This window comes from Streptomyces sp. NBC_01288, assembly GCF_035982055.1.
In the GTDB taxonomy this organism is placed as follows: Bacteria; Actinomycetota; Actinomycetes; order Streptomycetales; family Streptomycetaceae; genus Streptomyces.
In genome coordinates this window covers 6,899,741-6,917,877 of sequence record NZ_CP108427.1, presented here as the reverse complement: position 1 = coordinate 6,917,877, position 18,137 = coordinate 6,899,741, and the positions used below count along the sequence as shown (strand labels likewise).

Below are 18,137 nucleotides of genomic sequence, written 5' to 3'. Positions count from 1 at the left end.
CCATGGTAATCGGGCACCCCGGCGACGATCACGCCGACTCCGCCATTGGAAGCCGACGGGCAGCCGACCGGAACACGATCTGGGGTCCGACAGGGAACTCGACGGGCGTCTCAGTCGTCCTTCTGTTTGTACCCGCGCAGCAGGAACCACGCGGTCAGGATGCAGCCGAAGAACATGACGATCAGTACGACCTTGAGCAGGTCCCCCGACCCTTGCCGGGGGGCGGCGTTCGCGGCCTCTGCGAGCCAGGCGGCTGCGGAATGGGGCTCCATGCGTTGACTCCTTCGCTGTACTGCCCGTCCACGGTATCTCCGCCTAGGCTGGGCTCTGCTTCGGGGGCACTCAGGGCACTCACACGCACATGGGGGACCACATGTCCGAAGACGGCCACGAGCAGAACGGGCACGAGAACGTACCGAGCAGGCAGCGCAGGCGCTTCGAGGGGATCTCCTCGCGTGCCTACGAGCACCCGGCCGATCGCTCCGCCCTGGTGGCGCTGCGCAAGCTGACCGGGTTCGACACGGTGTTCAAGGCACTCAGCGGGCTGCTGCCCGAGCGCAGTCTGCGGCTGCTGTTCCTGTCCGACTCGGTGCGCGTGTCGGACCAGCAGTTCGCGCACCTCAACGACATGCTGCGGGACGCCTGTTACATCCTGGACCTGGAGAAGGTCCCGCCGATGTACGTCAACCAGGACCCGCAGCCCAACGCGATGTGCATCGGCCTGGACGAGCCGATCATCGTCGTCACCACCGGCCTGGTCGAGCTGCTCGACGAGGAGGAGATGCGGGCGGTCGTCGGCCACGAGGTGGGCCACGCGCTGTCCGGCCACTCCGTGTACCGCACGATCCTGCTGTTCCTGACCAGCCTCGCCCTGAAGGTCGCCTGGATCCCGCTGGGCAACCTCGCGATCCTGGCGATCGTGACGGCGCTGCGCGAGTGGTTCCGCAAGTCGGAGCTGTCCGCCGACCGCGCGGGTCTGCTGGTCGGCCAGGACCTGCGGGCCTCGATGCGCGGCCTGATGAAGATCGCGGGCGGCAACCACCTGCACGAGATGAACGTGGACGCGTTCCTCAAGCAGGCCGAGGAGTTCGAGTCGGGCGGTGACCTGCGCGACTCGGTGCTGAAGATCCTGAACGTGCTGCCCCGCTCCCACCCGTTCACCACCGTGCGGGCGGCCGAGCTGAACAAGTGGGCCGAGTCCCGCGACTACCAGCGGATCATGGACGGCCACTACCCGCGGCGCAGCGAGGACAAGGACACCTCGGTCTCGGACTCGTTCCGCGAGTCGGCGGCGAGCTACGCCAGCAACGTCAAGAACTCCAAGGACCCGCTGATGAAGCTGGTCAGCGACTTCGCCGGCGGCGCGGGCGACCTCGGCGGGCGGGTGCGGCGCGGCTTCGGCGGCTTCGCGAGCTCGACCCCGCAGAACGAGCCGCCGTCGGGCTCGGCCAACGGCACGGAGCAGCCGCCCACGGACGACACACCGCCGCGCGACGGGAACTGACCCGCACAGCCCCACCTCGGAGAACGCCTGCGCGGTCGGTCCGGGTGCACCCCGGCCGACCGCGCGGCCGGTCCGGGTGCATCGCGCTCACCCGCAACCACGGCCACGCGGCCTGCCCGAACTCACGCCCAAACCTTGCCGCCCATCCGGGACACCACCCCACCCGGAAAGCCGTCCCGCGTGCGAAGCCGCCCCACCCGGGAAGCCCATTTCCGGGGACACCGTCCCCGGAGCCGAAAATAACGAAACTCACACCTTCGGCTGCGCGCCCGTGGCCAGTGATCCGCACAGTGCCGTCGCGCTGCCCGTCGCGTACGGGTCCGTGCCTGCCGGGCCGCCCGCCTTCGCGGTCTGGCCGGCGAGCAGGGGGCGCAGGTGGGTCACGGAGTCCTCGGCGCAGGACAGGGGCCCCGCCTGGACGTAGGAGACGACGAGCTGGGCCTGGTGCATGCGCAGGTCGTCGCGGTCGAAGCGGAAGTGCAGTTCGCGGCGGACGGTGAACAGGGACACCTGGGCCTGCTCGCCGGAGCCGGCCGAGGCCGTCGTGCCGGTGGGCCGTAGCGCGTAGACGAAGATTCCGTCGGCGGTGACTTCGAGGGTGGACGAGTCGATCTCGGTGGCCGCCAGGGTGCCCTGGACGCGGATCTTGCGGTCGGCGAGCTGGACGCGTGAGGGGTCGAAGCGAACCAGCCATCCGGTGGGCTCGTGCCGGCCGTCGGCGGTCGGGTGCTCGAAACTCTGGTCGAACTGGTCGAGTTGGTCCGGGTCGACGAGGACGCGCGCTGGGCGGATCTGTCCGCCGGTGAGGACCGCCGGGTAGAGCGAGGACTCCACGAGGTAGTCCTTGGCGGTGCTCAGGGCGGCGATGACCTGGCTGTCCGAGAAGTGCGCGGTGCGCCGCGCGGCCGGCAGCGGTACGCCCTCGGCGCCGACGCTGAACTGCGCGGCGGGGCTGTGCGCGTAGAGGTCCTCGGCGTCGGCCGCCCCCGGCACCTTGCCCTGGGGGGACAGCGGGATGACGGTCATCCGCAGCGGCTCGACGGGCTGCTGGGCCGTGGGGGTCGTGTAAGGGTGACGTACGCCCATGTAGATCGCGGTGCCGAAGGCGACGGCGATCAGCATGACCAGGATCAGGGCCTGGCGGGAGAGACCGCGGCGCAGGGCCGGGCGGCGGCGGACGGCGGGGGCGTGGTCGGCGAGGCGCTCCTGCGCGGAGAACTCCTGGAGACGGGCAGCGCGGACGAACGACTCGTCGAAGACGACGGATCGGTACTCGTCCTCACCACCACCGGGAGCGCCCTCGGGCGTGCCCTCAGGTGGGTCTCCTGGACCGCCCATACTTTCAGAGTAGGTCTCTGGAGCCTCAGGTAAACGCCCTGGTACACGACAAGTTCTGACAGGTTCTCACCGGGCCCCTCACAACTCGCTCAGGGCGTGCGCGGTACGGCGGACAGCGGTGGCTGGGAGTTGTCGGCGGAAGCGGAGGGGGCCGCCGCCGTGCCCTGTTCCACTCCGGTGGACGCCGGGGGCGGTACGCGGTCCCTGCCGCCCGAGGAGGCGCCGCGGTAGACCGCCGAGAAAGCCAGGGCGACCATGCCAATGCCCATCACGAGGGCGAGGAGCCAGGCGACGGGGCGGTGCCAGCGGACCTGTTTGCCGTAGGTCCCCGGGGCGCCGTAGCGGCCCTCGACGACATCAGGGTCGTCCAGGTCGTCGAGTTCCGGATCATGGCCGAATTCGCGTCCGTAGGCGTCCTCGAACGGATCGTCGTCGCCTCGTCCGCGTCTGCCGTGCTGCGCGCGGCGGGCTTCGGCCTCGGAGGCCTCGGCTCTTGCCTGCGCGGCGGCCAAGAGGCGCTCGACAGCGGTCGGCTCGTGTACCACGGCCGCCCGTATGAAGGCCTCGTCGAAGACCACGGATGCGAACTCTTCGTCCGACATTCCGCGGTCGTGGTCGTCGTCGGGCTCCCAGCCGTCGGGAAACGGCCTGCCCCCCACGTCCTCCGGCACCTCTCCAGAGTAGACCTGGGGGGTCAATTTGGGCAGGCGGTAGGGAAATTCATCCGTTGGGTGAGACGCCTCTCCCCCGACGAGCCGTTATGCCCACCGCATATGCCGAACAGCGGGGCCTCAGCGGCGGATGTGCCCGTCGCCCGTGACGATGTACTTGGTGCTCGTCAGCTCCGGCAGGCCCATCGGGCCCCGCGCGTGCAGCTTCTGGGTGGAGATGCCGATCTCCGCGCCGAAGCCGAACTGGCTGCCGTCCGTGAAGCGCGTCGAGGCGTTGACCGCGACGGTGGTGGAGTCGACCAGCTGGGTGAAGCGGCGGGCGGCCTGCTGCGAGCTGGTGACGATCGCCTCGGTGTGGCCGGAGCTCCACAGCCGGATGTGCTGGACGGCCTTGTCGAGCGAGTCGACGACGGCGGCGGCGATGTCGTAGGAGAGGTACTCGGTGTCCCAGTCCTCCGGGGTGGCCTCGACGACCGTGGCCTCGGAGTCCTTGGCGTAGGCGAGCACGCGCTCGTCGGCGTGCACGGTGACGCCCGCCTCGGCGAGGGCGTCCAGGGCGCGCGGCAGGAACTCGGGGGCGATGTCCTGGTGGACGAGGAGGGTCTCGGCGGCGTTGCAGACGCTGGGCCGCTGGGCCTTGGAGTTGATCAGGATGTCGATCGCCATGTCGAGGTCGGCGTCCGCGTCGACGTAGACGTGGCAGTTGCCGACGCCGGTCTCGATCACGGGGACGGTCGACTCGTTGACGACGGTCTGGATCAGGGAGGCGCCGCCGCGGGGAATCAGGACATCGACGAGACCCCGGGCGCGCATCAGTTCGCGCACGCTCTCGCGGTTCTCGCCGGGCACCAACTGCACGGCGTCGGCGGGCAGTCCGGCGCCGCCGACGGCGTCGCGGATGACGCGCACGAGGGCGGTGTTGGACTCGTAGGCGGAGGCCGAGCCGCGCAGCAGCACCGCGTTGCCGGACTTCAGGCACAGGGCGGCGGCGTCCACGGTCACGTTCGGGCGGGCCTCGTAGATGATGCCGACGACGCCGAGGGGGACGCGGACCTGGCGCAGGTCGATGCCGTTCGGGAGGGTCGAGCCGCGGACGACCTCGCCGACCGGGTCGGGCAGCGCGACGACGTCCCGCACGTCCGAGGCGATGGCGCGCACGCGCTCGGGCGTGAGCGTCAGCCGGTCGATGACCGTCTCGCTGGTGCCGGCCGCGCGGGCCTTGGCGATGTCCTTGGCGTTGGCCTCGACGATCTCGCTCGTACGGACCTCCAGCGCGTCCGCGATGGCGAGCAGCGCGTCGTCCTTCTCGGCGCGCGGCAGCGGCGCGAGGTCGGCGGCGGCGGACTTGGCGCGGTACGCGGCCTGCGTGACCGGGGACAGGGAGTCGTACGGCGAGAGCGTGGTCATGAGGGAAGGGTAGTGCGCCCGGCAAGGGCGTCCACCGGCTATCCCACACCGCGAGACGAGCGCGGAAGGACCCGCAGTCGACTCAAAACGAATCCAGGAAGGTCATCCCTGAAGGCGTCCCTGAGGGTCTTAGTACGGATGTACGCCCACCGGGGTCGCGGGCAGCGGGCCGTAGCCCTCGGAGATGCGCTGGTGGTAGGTCTCGCGGTCGATGACCTCCAGGCCGACGATCTCCCACGGCGGCAGCTTCGCGGTCTGGCGGTGCTCGCCCCACAGGCGGAGCGCCACGGCGGCCGCGTCGTGCAGGTCGCGGGCCTCTTCCCAGTAGCGGATCTCCGCGTGGTCGTTGGCGTAGCGGCTGGTCAGCAGAAAGGGGTGGTCGTGGGCGAGTTGTTCCAGACCGCGCCGTACCTCCTTCAGCGGGGCCTCGCCGCCGGAGACGCTGAGGGTGACATGCCACAGCCGGGGCAGGTCCTTGGGTTCCCCGCCCTCGTACCGGGCGCCGGCCGCGACGCTCGTCAGCGTGCGTTCCTCGCCGGGCGCGCGGGAGCCGGCACCACCGCGGGACGCCGCCGCCCCAGGGCGCACTCGTCTCACGACGGCCTCCTTACGCAAGGGGCGAGCTGCTGTGCTCGCGCAGATGTGTCCCTGAGCAAAGTTGAGCAGGCCGAAGCCGTCCGCGTGGCGCTTTTGCGGAAGGTCCACCTCACGGCTGGCACCCGGGATGGGCGTTCCCGCTCTTTTCGACCGCGGGCCCGTGGCGGACGGTTCGGTTGTTCTACGGGTTACCGGTTCTACGGGTTCTACGGGTGCAGGATCACCAGGTCGTCCCTGTGGACGACTTCCCTCTCGTACGACGGCCCCAGCTCCCGCGCCAGTTCCCTGGTGGAGCGGCCGATCAGCTGGGGGATCTCCTTGGCGTCGAAGTTGACGAGCCCCCGGGCGACCGCGTGCCCTTCGCCGTCCCTGAGTTCGACGGGGTCGCCCGCGCTGAACTCGCCCTCGACGGCGGCGATTCCGGCCGGCAGCAGCGACATCCGGCGCTGGACGACCGCGCGCACGGCACCGTCGTCGAGCGTCAACGAGCCCTGGGGCGTGGACGCGTGCTGGAGCCAGAGCAGCCGGTCCGCGGACCGCTTCCCGGTGGCGTGGAAGTACGTCCCCGTGTCGCCACCGTTCAGCGCGTCGGTCGCGTGGACCGCGCTGGTCAGCACGACGGGGATGCCGGCGGCGGCGGCGATCCGCGCGGCCTCGACCTTGGTGACCATGCCGCCGGTGCCGACGCCGGCCTTGCCCGCGCTGCCGATGTCGACGTGCGCGAGGTCGGCGGGCCCCCGGATTTCCGCGATCCGCGAGGTGCCCGGCTTGCTGGGGTCGCCGTCGTAGACGCCGTCGATGTCGGAGAGGAGGACCAGCAGGTCGGCGTGGACGAGGTGGGCGACGAGGGCGGCGAGCCGGTCGTTGTCGCCGAAGCGGATCTCGTCCGTGGCGACGGTGTCGTTCTCGTTGACGATCGGGAGGGCACCCATGGCCAGGAGTTTGTCGAGAGTGCGGGAGGCGTTGCGGTGGTGGGAGCGGCGGCTCATGTCGTCGGAGGTGAGCAGCACCTGTCCGACACGGATGCTGTACCGGGCGAAGGACGCGGTGTAGCGCGCCACGAGGAGGCCCTGTCCCACGCTGGCGGCGGCCTGCTGCCGGGCCAGGTCCTTGGGGCGGCGGCGCAGTCCGAGCGGGGCGAGTCCGGCGGCGATGGCACCGGAGGAGACGAGGACGACCTCTTTCTCTCCCCCGCTGCGGCTCTTGGCGAGGACGTCGACGAGCGCGTCGACCCGGTCGGCGTCCAGGCCGCCGGCCGCGGTGGTCAGCGAGGAGGAACCCACCTTGACGACGATCCTGCGGGCCTCGGTCACGGCCTGCCTTGCCCCTGCCACGTGCGATGTCCCCTCGGGTAGATCGGGCTGGCAATCTACGCGAACCGGGTTGCCCTGTGCACGTTGGTCCAGGTCTCGGACAGATGGGTCGAGTTCCGGGTGCGGGCCGATGGGGGCTGGTCGCGCAGTTCCCCGCGCCCCTTAAAAAACGCAGGCCGACCCGTGTCTTTTAGGGGCGCGGGGAACTGCGCGACCAGCCACGACGCACCCGCACCCGACGTACTTTCCGCGCCACCCGACGCAAGAACACACTCGCTCCCCCCTCCCGGTACCCCTCCACCGCACGCGCCTCCCGCGGCTCCGCAAGGTAGAGGGAGTCAGGCAGCCCCGCGTCCCCGGAGCGGAAGTACGGATACGCCAGGTAAACCCGCCGCCCCCGCCTCTCCATCACCGCATCGGGGCGCTTCTTCGACTTGATGAACTCGGCCACGTCCAGCAGGAGTTCGGGGCGTTCCTCAGCCACCAGATGCAGTCGCAGCCGCTCGTCGACCTTGAGGCGGAGGGCCACCTCGGGCGTCCAGTGGGCGCCCATCAGCGGCTTGGCCAACTCGAACTTGTGGCGTCGGACCTGCTCACTGTCCGCCACGTACTTCGGGCCGAACTGCGGGAGCAGGGTGACCAGGAAGGGGCGGAGCATGAGCTTGTCGCGCTCCACCCCCGGCGGGACCATCTCCGCGATGAGGTTCATCAACGCCCGCGCGGAGTCGAAGCGCAGGGTGTAACTCCCGCTCTTCGTCACGTGTTTGCCGTCGTCCCGGCCCACCAGGTAGTAGCAGGTGTGGTCAGCGATGACCGAGACCCCGTCGGCCCGGAGATACGCCTCCATCGTGAACAGCGCGTCCTCGCCGGTGAACAGCGACTCGTCGAACCGCATGCTGTGCCGCTCCAACAGCGCCCGCCGGAACAGCTTCTGGGCGCTCAGCGTGAACTTGATGTTGGAGTGGAAGACGTCGGTGCGCTCCAGCGTCTCGACCCACGCCGCCTTGGGCGGGACCCGGTTGATGCCCTCGACCTTGCCGAGCACCACGTCCGTGCCGTTGCGGTCGGCCATCGCGACCATGCGCTCCAGCGCCTCGGGGGCGAGCCGGTCGTCGGCGTCGAGGAAGAAGACGTAGCGCCCGCTCGCCTTGCCGAGGCCGACGTTGCGCGGGGAGCTGGGGCCGCCGGAGTTCTCCTGGTGGATCACCGTGACGTGGGTCGCGGCGCGGGCCGCGAACTCCTCCAGGTACTCCCCCGTGCCGTCCGTCGAACCGTCGTCCACAGCGATGACCTCGATGCGGGCCGCGTCCAGCGTCTGCGCCTCGACCGAGCGCAGGCACTCGACCAGGTACGGCATCGCCTCGTACGCCCCGACGACCACGGTCACATCAGGCTGCGTCACGGTCACGCGTTCCCCTTTGTCCATGGAGTGTTTCCCCCGCATCTGCTGAAGCGCCATCTACAAGACGGCCGACCGCGTCGATCGGTTGTCCTCCGTCAGCAGGGGGTACGCAAAAGAGCCCGGTTTTTGAGGATCACTCCTCGAAAACCGGGCCCTTCTTGACCAAATCCTGGCCGAAAGCCGCCTTCGGTCAGCCGACCGTGGGGTCCGCCGACAGATGTGCCTCGGCCGACGGCGGACTCACCGGGTCACCGCTCGCCGCCGCCCGCTCCTGCCCGACGTTCCGCGTCTCGGACTTGAGCGCGAGGTTCTCCACCGCGGTGTTGAACTGCTCGATGGACGTGGGCTCGTCGGGACCGAGCAGGTACTCCTTGAGTTCCTTGCGGTCCTCGGCCATCGGGTCGGCGTCCGGGGTGCGGACCGCGGCCAGCAACTCACCCAGTTCCGCAGCCTTGTTGGAGAGGATCACGGCCGCGCGCACCGCCGTGTTCTGCCGCTTGAACTCCTCGACGCCCAGCTTCGCCGAGTCCGTGACCGCGTACGGCTTGCCGCTCGCGATGAAGTCGGAGACCACGCTGGAGATGTCGGAGACCATCGCGTCGGACACGTTGAAGCAGTCGTACAGGCGCGGCTCGGCACCCGAGATGACCCGGTGCTCGAAGGTGCCGACGGAGGTCCAGTACGCGTCGTTCCACTCGGCGCGCAGCCGGGCGATCTCCTCGTACTTGGCCAGGTCGACCACGCCGTCGCGGGTCAGCTCGGCCTCGTCGCCCTTGTCGGCGGGGCCGCCGGACAGTTCGCTGATCCGGGCCTCGATGCGGGCCAGGTCGGCCTTGGCCTTGGTCTGCGCGGTCGCGTCGGCCTGGAAGCGCGGGTCGCTCGCGCGCTCGATCGCGGCCTTCTCGACCAGGGCGACGACCTTGCGGTGCGCGGAGCCGGCCGCGGCGCTGACGGTGCCGGTGAAGGGGTGCGGCTTGTACAGCACACGGACCGGCGGGTCGGCCTTGAGCAGCTTCTTCACGATGTTCTCGCCGGCCAGCAGGAGGGAGGTGTTGCCGGGGTCGTTGTCCCAGCCCTCCCACGTGGGGGCGTAGAGGACCGTGGGGATACGGCCCTCGGGGACGCCCTGCCGGGTCTGGATCGGGGCGAGTTGAGGGCGGCCGACCTCGACGATGTCGTCGTCGCGGACACCGACGTCGGCGATGGCGTAGCGGTCGCGGCCCGCGCGGCCGGCGGTCCACACCTCGTCGTAGACCTTGCTGAACGGGTTGACGCTGGCCAGCTTGTCGCTGTCGCCGTGGCCGATGAAGACGTGCTTCATGGTGGGGACGCGCAGCAGGTGGATGTTCTTGCCGACGTTGGCCGCGTACAGCGCGACGCGCACGCTCGACAGGTCCATGTTCATCAGGTGCACGCCGCCGGGCACGCAGATGACGGGGGCCTTGGTGGGGGCGAGGTTCTGCAGTATGACGCGCTCGCGGAGCAGGACCAGCGGCCGGGTGTCCAGCTGCTCCATGGTCTCCAGCCACATGTTGACCTGGTACGCCGAGTCCTTGGAGCCGGAGAAGCAGAGCACCGTCTGCGGCTTGTACTCGTGCAGCCAGTCGTCGACGGCTTCGAGGATGACCTCGGGCGTCGGCGGAATCTTCGTGCCCCTTATGTACGGCAGGAGCGCACCGACGTAGAGGCTGCCCAGGAACAGGGTGATGCCGATGCCGATGAAGCCCGCGACGGCCGAGTCGAGCTGCGCGGAGATCAGCAGGCCGATGACGGCGAACAGGTCGAGGTGGAGCATCTTCTCGGCGGAGCGCTCCAGCAGGCCGAACTTCGGGGCGTCCGGGATGTGGATGCGGGAGCCGAGGTCGACGTTGCGGGTGGCGACCGGCATCCGGCGGCGGTTGCGGATCAGGGTGACGACGGCGCCGTGCGGGGCCTGGAGGCCGTAGAAGGCGATGAAGCAGGCGATCGCGCCGTAGAAGATGAGGTTGTCGGAGAGGTCCATGCGGGCCAGCAGCAGGATCAGCAGGAGCTGGCGGATCAGGAAGCGGATGGAGAGGCCCGCTCTGACCTTGCTGAGGCGGTTGATCAGGTAGCTGGCCTGGCGGTGGAGGTAGTGGTCCGCGACGTACGTCACGACGGCCGCGGCGGCGAAGGCGGGGACGCTGGGGATGAGGGCGGCCAGCATGAGGGCCGGGTAGCCCAGCATCATGAGGGCGGCGGCGGCCAGCTCAGCCGCGCTGCCCACCCGGGCCACGCGAATAGCGGTGGAAATCACTGATAAACCTGCTCTTGGGGGTTTCGAGTAATTTACCGGGATCTCAGAAGCAGGCTTAATTAAACGCCGTCCTGGACGTCCAGGACCGAGGCGAGGGCGGCCTCGAAGCCGGAGGCCTTGGCCGCGCCGGCCGTCGGGTCCTGCTGGCGGACGTCGATGACGTGGCCGGTCAGCTCGGACAGCAGCACGTCGAGCGAGGTACGGGCCACGGCCTCGGAGGACAGCAGCGTGCCGGTCGGCTCCTGGCCGAAGGCCTTGGTACGCATCGGGGTGGCGGTGCGCTCCGGGTTGATGCAGTTCACGCGGATGCCGTCGCCGGCCCACTCGTCCGCCAGGGCCTGGGTGAGGTTCACCATCGCGGCCTTGGTGGAGGAGTACAGGCTGTACTCGGCGCGGCCGCGGGTGTAGCTGCTGGAGGTGTAGAGCAGCAGCTGGCCCTTGGTCTCGGCCAGGTACTTGTACGCGGAACGGGCGATCTGCACGGGCGCCAGGTAGTTGACCTTCAGCGCCTCCTCGATCGTCGCGTTGTCCGTCTCGGCCAGCTTGCCGATGCGCAGCACGCCCGCGGTGTTGATGACGTAGTCGATGCGCCCGGTCTCGCCGTACGCCTTGGACAGCGCGTCGTCGACCTCCTCGGGGTTCTCGACGTGCGTGCCGGTGGTCGAGCGGCCCAGCGCGTACACCGTGGCGCCGTAGCCCTCGGCGACCTCGGCGATGTCCTTGCCGATGCCGTACGAGCCGCCGAAGACGACCAGCGTCTTGCCGGTGAGCAGCTCGCGGTAGGCGGCCTCGTCGACCTGCTCGGGGGCGGCCGTGGAGGCGAGCTGGAAGAGCTTGTCGGCGATGAAGACGTCGACGGGCTGGGTGACCTTCATGTTGTACTCGTCGCCCGCGACGACGTGGATCGGCACGTCGGGCAGGTACTTGAGTACGACCGAACAGTCGTCCGTGGCCTGGAAGTTGGGGTCCCCGGCGGCGACCTCGTAGGCGCGGCGGATCGTGGACAGCTTGAACGCCTGGGGCGTCTGGCCGCGGCGCAGCCGGGCGCGGTCGGGGATCTCGGTGATGAACTCGCCGTCGTCGCCGTGGGTGCGGGTCACGATGATGGTGTCGGCGGACGGGATGGCCACGTCCACGGCCTGGAAGCGCTCCAGGGCGATCACACAGTCGTCGATCACGCGCCGCGAGAGCAGGGGGCGCACGGCGTCGTGGAAGAGGACGTTGCGGTCCTCGCCCTCGGCCAGGCCCTCGCCGAGCGCGGCGATGGCGCGCTCGGTGGTCTCGTTCCGCGTCGAGCCGCCCTCGATGATCCGGGTGACCTTCTGGAAGCCGGCCTTGGCGACGATCTTCTCGATGTCCGGGACGTAACCCGGCGCCATCAGGACGATGATGTCGTCGATCGAGTCGGCGTTCTCGAAGGTGGTCAGGGTGTGCTCGATGACTGCCTTGCCGGCGATCTTCAGCAGCTGCTTGGGGATCGAGAGACCCACCCGCTGGCCGGTACCGCCGGCCAGGATCACTGCGGTGGTGCGGGGCTTGGCTATGTGCGACACAGGTGACCTTGACCTACCTCGGGACAATGGGGGAACTGGCAAATGGTCCCACTCGCGGTTACCGCAGTGCAAGGCGAGTGACCTCCACCGCATAGGTGCGCGACATCTGTCATTCATCTTGCACTGCTGGTGACCGGGTGCTGACGGAACTCAGCGCCGGCGGAGCTTCTTCAGACAACGGTGACCGAGAACCCGTACGAGTTCCTTCGACGACGTCTGGTGGACCGTCCGCGCCTTCGCCGGCGCACTGTGCCGCACGGGCGCCGAGGCGGCCGCCGCGAGCGCCCCGTAGAGCGCCTGCGCGGCCACTTCGGGAGCGATCCGCGGCACCCCGGAGGCCTCCCGCACGGCCTCCGACCCGGCCTCCGACCCGGCCTCCGGTACGGCCGAAAGCAGTGCCGTGTCCCCTACGACCCGTACGCCCGTGGCGGCAATGGTCCCGGCCATCTCGGCGCCGATCGCCCCCGCCGCCTCGATCGCCCACTGGGGCGTGGTGATCTTCACGTCCTGCGGAGTCGGGCTGCACGCATTCTTCATATGCATGACGGCGCCGTTGCGAACCAGCTTGGAATACAGCTCGTCGGGGAGTCCATTGCCGCGGAATTCCACGTTGAGCTTCCGCAGCATTTCGGTCTCGGCGAGGGTGAGAGAACGGTTCGCCGCGTCCGGAACCGGCCGCAGGAGACGCGCGGGCAGTCCGAGCAGCGCCTCGAAGGTGCGCAGCAGTCCGTCCCGGTCGCCGTCGTCGACCACGACGACGGTCACGCGCTCGGGCCCGACCACCCGGGCCCAGCGCTCGACCAGCCGGTCGTGCCGGTGCCGGCGCCAGAAGCTGGGATTGGGCTGCTCGTACGGCGCCTTGCGGAGCATGTGCTCAAGCCAGTCGCCGTAGCCCATGCGCAGGCCGTTCTGCACGTACTGCTGCCACTGCGAGGGCATGATCCGCGCCAGCGGGCGCAGGGTGATGAGGATGTGCACGCGCTCGCCGCCGAGCTGCTCGACGATCCTGGCCAGCGTCTCGTCGTCCTGGGCGTCGGCGAAGAACTCGCTGCTGATCACCGAGGTGCGGTCGCCGGTGGCCCGTACGGCGTCGAGGAGGCGTGTCCAGTGTTTGTCGGTGGGCACGGTGTCGCCCATCATCGCGGGCCGGGCGCAGGCGGCGAGGGCCGCTTCCATCGGGTGCCTGCTGTGCGCGGGGAAGTCGACGCCGTGCTCGGGCATCGTGTCCTTCGCGGCGAACAGCGCGCCCTGGATGGCCGTGGTCCCGGTCTTGTGCGGGCCGATGTGCAGCAGCCGGGTGCCGGCGGGCAGCGGTTCCTTAATACAGTCCGTCTCCATGGTTAACGGAAGGTAAGAGTTGTTCCTGAGTTTGACCTGAGAGGAGCCTGGGACACAGATGAGTCCCAGGCTCCCGCCACACAGGGTTCATGTCCAGAAAGTGTGACACTTTCACGAAAAGTGTCACACTTTTTCCACCCCGGGTCGGCCCGCCTCCACCCGGAGCGCCGCGTACGTGCTCGGCGTCGCCGTGGGCTTGAGCACGGTGTCCACGACCCTCACCTGCGCGTCGATGCCGTCCTTGCGGATGTCGAACAGGTGGTAGCCGCGGTGGGCGTCGATCACCTTCCAGTGCGGGTTGTCCGCCATCAGCGGGTCCCACTGGGCGTGGAAGGCGACCTGGTCCTGGTCACCGTTGCTGGAGATGGACGTGCCGACGAACTCGGCGCCGACGACGTCGGAGTCCGGATCGGCGAAGTCCTCTTTCAGATCGCTGATCATCGTGAGGTGCCGGTCTCCGCTGAGCACCACGGGGTTGCGGACGGACTTGAAGTCCTCCAGCAGGGCGTTGCGTTCGACCTGGTAGCCGTCCCAGGCGTCGTAGAACCACTGCTTGCCCGCACCGAGCAGGATGTCCGTCTCGGCCATCATGATCTGCGAGGCGATGACGTTCCAGCGGGCGGGCGAGTGCCGCAGCCCGTGCAGCAGCCACGCCTTCTGCTCGGCGCCCATCATCGTCATCGCCGGGTCCTCGGCGCCGGCCTGCGTGGTGGCCTGGTCGCTGCGGAACTGCCGGGTGTCCAGCACGTTGAGCCGCATCAGGCGGCCGAATTCGAGCCGCCGGTACATCTGGATGTGCGGCCCGTTCGGCACGGCGCTCGCGCGCACCGGCATGTGCTCGTAGTACGCCTGGAAGGCCGCGGTCAGCCGCGCGACGAACGCGTCGTGCGACTGCTTGTCGGGGTCCTGCGGGACCTCTCCCGCCCAGTCGTTGTCGACCTCGTGGTCGTCGAAGGTCACGACCCAGGGGGTGTTGGCATGGATGGCCAGCAGATCCGGGTCGGTCCGGTACTGCGCGTACCGATTGCGGTATTGGACGAGGCTGTACGGCTCCCCGGTCCCCTCGTGCCGACGCGGTCCCCCGCCCGAGGGCGCCGACTCGTAGATGTAGTCACCGACGAAGAGCACGAAGTCGGGGTCCTGGGACAGCATGTCGGCGTACGGCGTGAAGTAGCCGTTCTGCCAGTTCTGGCAGGAGGCGAGCGCGACGCGGAGCCGGCCGCCGGAGCTGTTCGTGTGGGGCGCGGTGCGGGTGCGGCCGGTGGCGGAGAGCTGCCCGCTGACGCGGAAGCGGTACCAGTAGTCACGGCCGGGGCGCAGTCCCCGTACATCTACGTGAACGCTGTGCCCGTACTCGGGCCGCGCGGGCGCGATGCCACGACGTACGTGCTTTCTGAACCGTGCGTCCTCGGCGAGTTCCCACTCCACGGGAACGACACGATCCGGCATCCCGCCCCCGTTGAGCGGGTCCGGGGCGAGCCGCGTCCACAGCACGATGCCGTCGGGCAGCGGGTCCCCGGAGGCGATACCGAGACTGAACACCCCGTCGGGCAACGGCGTTTCGGCAGCCCGCGCGGAGGTCGGCAGCCAGAGCTGAGCGGAAGCGGCGGCACCCAGCACCGCCGCACCGGCCGCGAGAAAACGTCGTCGATCGGGTGATACGGCTCCGGTCATCGGTGAACTCCCTTGCGACGTTGGCCTCTTGGGTCACTTGGAAGCCTCACAGTGCGCGGAGTCCCGCCCGTTGAACAGTAAGTATCGCGTCCATGACAAATAAGCGCACAGCGAGAGACCCGTTACTCCGGGAGCAACGGGTCTCGGCCAGATTCGTTACGGGGGTGGATGATCTTGGCGCCGGACGGGGGATCGGGGGGCGGGTGACGCGGGGGGTGAGCGGCGGGCGGAGGGTAGCGGCCGTCACGCCAGGCCGGACAGCCAGCGCGCCTGACGGGCGATCAGCTCGCCGGGGCGGAGGACTGCCGCGCCGGACAGACAGCCATCGCGCCGGGCGAGCGGGCATCCCGCCCGTCGACCGGTCACCGCGCCCGACGGGCAGTCACCTCGCTGCGGCGGACGGCCGCAGCACCGGACAGGAAGCCGTCACGCCAGGCCGGACAGCCAGCGCGCCTGACGGGCGATCAGCTCGCCGGGGCGGAGGACTGCCGCGCCGGACAGGCGGCCATCGCGCCGGGCACATGGGCATCCCGCCGGTCGACCGGTCACCGCGCCCGACGGGCAGTCACCTCGCTGCGGCGGACGGCCGCAGCACCGGACAGGAAGCCGTCACGCCAGGCGAGCGACCGTCGCGCGAGTTGATCGTCCGTCGGACGGGGCGAGCGGCCTTCACACCCAGCCGGACGGCAAGCAAGCCTGACAGACGATCAACTCGCCGAACCGAGCGGGCAGTTCGGCCCCACCTGGCGGACGACCATCACGCGGAGCGAGCGGCGAGGGCACCGGGTGAACCGTCGTCACACCGGGCCGGACAGTCACCCCGCCCGCCGAACACTCACCGCCCAGCCCCAGCCACCCGAAACCCGCTCCGCCCCGCCCCTCAGAACGGCTTGAAGTCGTTGAACTCCTGGGTCGCGTCGTCCCGCTCCGCCTGGCTGTCGCGGCGGCGTTGTGCCGCCGGGCGCGGGGCCTCGAAGCGGTGGTCCTCGCCGCGGCGGCCGAGCATCTCCGCGCCGGCCATCACCGTCGGCTCCCAGTCGAAGACGACCGCGTTGTCCTCGGGGCCGATCGCGACGCCGTCGCCGGAGCGGGCGCCCGCCTTCATCAGGGACTGCTCGACACCGAGGCGGTTGAGGCGATCGGCGAGGTAGCCGACGGCCTCGTCGTTGCTGAAGTCGGTCTGGCGGACCCAGCGTTCGGGCTTCTCGCCGCGTACGCGGAAGAGGCCGTCCTCCTCCTGTACGACGGTGAAGCCGCTGTCGTCGACCGCCTTCGGGCGGATGACGATCCGGGTCGCCTCCTCCTGCGGCTTCGCGGCACGCGACGCCGCGATCAACTCCGCGAGCGCGAAGGAGAGTTCACGCAGTCCCGTGTGCGCCACCGCCGACACCTCGAAGACGCGGTAGCCGCGCGCCTCCAGGTCCGGCCGCACCATCTCGGCCAGGTCCTTGCCGTCCGGTACGTCGATCTTGTTCAGGACGACCATGCGCGGGCGCCGGTCGAGGCCGCCGTACTGCTTCAGCTCCTCCTCGATCATGTCGAGGTCGGAGATCGGGTCACGCTCGGACTCAAGCGTCGCCGTGTCCAGGATGTGCACCAGCACGCTGCACCGCTCCACGTGGCGCAGGAACTCCAGGCCGAGGCCCTTGCCCTGGCTGGCGCCGGGGATGAGACCGGGCACGTCGGCGATCGTGTAGACCGTCTCGCCGGCCGTCACCACGCCGAGGTTCGGGATCAGGGTGGTGAAGGGGTAGTCGGCGATCTTCGGCTTGGCCGCGCTCAGCACGGAGATCAGCGAGGACTTGCCGGCGCTCGGGTAGCCGACCAGGGCCACGTCGGCGACCGTCTTCAGCTCCAGGACGATGTCCTGGAGGCCACCGGGGACGCCGAGGAGTGCGAAGCCCGGCGCCTTGCGGCGGGCCGAGGCCAGCGCCGCGTTGCCGAGGCCGCCCCGGCCGCCCTGCGCGGCGACGTACGACGTGCCGTGGCCGACCAGGTCGGCGAGCACGTTGCCCGCGCCGTCCATCACGACCGTGCCGTCCGGCACCGGCAGGACCAGGTCCGTGCCGTCCTTGCCGGAGCGGTTGCCGCCCTCGCCGGGCTTGCCGTTGGTGGCCTTGCGGTGCGGGGAGTGGTGGTAGTCGAGCAGCGTGGTCACGGACTGGTCGACGATGAGGGTGACATCGCCACCCCTTCCACCGTTGCCGCCGTCCGGGCCGCCGAGCGGCTTGAACTTCTCACGGTGGACGGAGGCACAGCCGTGGCCTCCGCTACCCGCGGCGACATGCAGCTCGACGCGGTCCACGAAGGTGGTCATGGGATGTGCCTCCAGTTACGTACAGGAAAGTCTTAGCGGCGCAGCTACGTGCTGCTACCAGTAGAAACACGCGAAAGGCGGACCCGCTTCCCGGAAGGGAAGTGAGGTCCGCCTCGCGAAAGCTTCCGATCAGTTGCCTGAATCAGCTACCTGATGTCTCAGGCGACCGGAACGATGTTCACGACCTTGCGGCCACGGTGCGTACCGAACTCCACCGCACCGGCGTTCAGCGCGAACAGCGTGTCGTCGCCGCCACGGCCGACGCCCGAACCGGGGTGGAAGTGGGTGCCGCGCTGGCGGACCAGGATCTCACCAGCGTTGACGACCTGACCGCCGAAGCGCTTCACGCCGAGCCGCTGGGCATTGGAGTCGCGACCGTTCCGGGTGGACGATGCGCCCTTCTTGTGTGCCATCTCTCCTCAGTCCCTTACTTCGCAGCCGCGGGGATCTCAGTGACCTTGATCGCCGTGTACTGCTGGCGGTGGCCCTGACGACGGCGGTAACCGGTCTTGTTCTTGTACCGAAGGATGTCGATCTTGACGCCCTTGTGGTGGTCCACGATCTCGGCCTGGACCTTGATGCCGGCCAGCACCCACGGGTCGCTGGTCACAGCGTCGCCGTCGACAACGAGCAGGGTCGAGAGCTCGACCGTGTCGCCAACCTTGGCAGTGGAAATCTTGTCAACCTCAACGATGTCGCCGACAGCAACCTTGTGCTGGCGACCACCGCTGCGCACGATGGCGTACAC

The 18,137-nt window shown here is 69.5% G+C and carries 15 protein-coding genes; 1 reads left to right on the top strand and 14 read right to left on the bottom strand.

Translation table 11 applies throughout. The features are described from left to right. Positions 1 to 110: 110 nt before the first annotated feature. The gene (locus OG194_RS31340) at positions 111 to 272 is read right to left on the bottom strand and encodes a hypothetical protein (RefSeq protein ID WP_327404136.1); all 162 of its coding nucleotides are present in this window, start codon (positions 270 to 272) and stop codon (positions 111 to 113) included. A gap of 101 nt (positions 273 to 373) precedes the next feature. Between OG194_RS31340 and OG194_RS31335 the strand changes: the two genes are divergently transcribed. After that, positions 374 to 1,504: a M48 family metallopeptidase gene (locus OG194_RS31335; RefSeq protein ID WP_327404135.1), complete on the top strand. Its 1,131-nt coding sequence runs from the start codon at positions 374 to 376 to the stop codon at positions 1,502 to 1,504. 249 nt (positions 1,505 to 1,753) lie between these two features. On the opposite strand, the gene OG194_RS31330 is transcribed toward OG194_RS31335, so the two are convergent. From OG194_RS31330 to rplU, 13 genes are all read right to left on the bottom strand, one after another. Continuing rightward, positions 1,754 to 2,842, bottom strand: a complete 1,089-nt coding sequence (locus OG194_RS31330; RefSeq protein ID WP_327404134.1) for an SCO2583 family membrane protein — start codon at positions 2,840 to 2,842, stop codon at positions 1,754 to 1,756. Positions 2,843 to 2,931: 89 nt separating this feature from the next. Then, complete coding sequence (locus OG194_RS31325; RefSeq protein WP_327404133.1) at positions 2,932 to 3,513, bottom strand: SCO2584 family spore wall biosynthesis protein; 582 nt, start codon at positions 3,511 to 3,513, stop codon at positions 2,932 to 2,934. Between the two features lie 120 nt (positions 3,514 to 3,633). Then, complete coding sequence (locus OG194_RS31320; RefSeq protein WP_266856657.1) at positions 3,634 to 4,920, bottom strand: glutamate-5-semialdehyde dehydrogenase; 1,287 nt, start codon at positions 4,918 to 4,920, stop codon at positions 3,634 to 3,636. A gap of 129 nt (positions 4,921 to 5,049) precedes the next feature. Beyond that, positions 5,050 to 5,508, bottom strand: coding sequence for a hypothetical protein (locus tag OG194_RS31315; protein WP_327407266.1), 459 nt, complete (start codon positions 5,506 to 5,508; stop codon positions 5,050 to 5,052). Between the two features lie 215 nt (positions 5,509 to 5,723). After that, positions 5,724 to 6,830: a glutamate 5-kinase gene (gene proB / locus OG194_RS31310; RefSeq protein WP_327407265.1), complete on the bottom strand. Its 1,107-nt coding sequence runs from the start codon at positions 6,828 to 6,830 to the stop codon at positions 5,724 to 5,726. Between the two features lie 190 nt (positions 6,831 to 7,020). Then, on the bottom strand, positions 7,021 to 8,238 hold the full coding sequence (locus OG194_RS31305) for a glycosyltransferase family 2 protein (protein ID WP_327404132.1): 1,218 nt from the start codon (positions 8,236 to 8,238) through the stop codon (positions 7,021 to 7,023). A gap of 184 nt (positions 8,239 to 8,422) precedes the next feature. Beyond that, the gene (locus OG194_RS31300) at positions 8,423 to 10,507 is read right to left on the bottom strand and encodes a CDP-glycerol glycerophosphotransferase family protein (protein ID WP_327404131.1); all 2,085 of its coding nucleotides are present in this window, start codon (positions 10,505 to 10,507) and stop codon (positions 8,423 to 8,425) included. Positions 10,508 to 10,566: 59 nt separating this feature from the next. Beyond that, complete coding sequence (locus OG194_RS31295; protein WP_327404130.1) at positions 10,567 to 12,060, bottom strand: bifunctional cytidylyltransferase/SDR family oxidoreductase; 1,494 nt, start codon at positions 12,058 to 12,060, stop codon at positions 10,567 to 10,569. A gap of 150 nt (positions 12,061 to 12,210) precedes the next feature. Then, positions 12,211 to 13,398 carry a hypothetical protein gene (locus OG194_RS31290; RefSeq protein ID WP_327404129.1) on the bottom strand — a complete coding sequence of 396 codons (1,188 nt, stop codon included), beginning with the start codon at positions 13,396 to 13,398 and terminating at the stop codon, positions 12,211 to 12,213. A 123-nt stretch (positions 13,399 to 13,521) separates the two neighbouring features. Beyond that, on the bottom strand, positions 13,522 to 15,072 hold the full coding sequence (locus OG194_RS31285; protein ID WP_327404128.1) for an alkaline phosphatase D family protein: 1,551 nt from the start codon (positions 15,070 to 15,072) through the stop codon (positions 13,522 to 13,524). Positions 15,073 to 15,952: 880 nt separating this feature from the next. Beyond that, the gene (obgE, locus tag OG194_RS31280; RefSeq protein ID WP_327404127.1) at positions 15,953 to 17,389 is read right to left on the bottom strand and encodes a GTPase ObgE; all 1,437 of its coding nucleotides are present in this window, start codon (positions 17,387 to 17,389) and stop codon (positions 15,953 to 15,955) included. A 158-nt stretch (positions 17,390 to 17,547) separates the two neighbouring features. Next, positions 17,548 to 17,802: a 50S ribosomal protein L27 gene (gene rpmA, locus OG194_RS31275; protein WP_019063244.1), complete on the bottom strand. Its 255-nt coding sequence runs from the start codon at positions 17,800 to 17,802 to the stop codon at positions 17,548 to 17,550. Between the two features lie 14 nt (positions 17,803 to 17,816). Further along, positions 17,817 to 18,137, bottom strand: coding sequence for a 50S ribosomal protein L21 (gene rplU / locus OG194_RS31270; protein WP_006374708.1), 321 nt, complete (start codon positions 18,135 to 18,137; stop codon positions 17,817 to 17,819).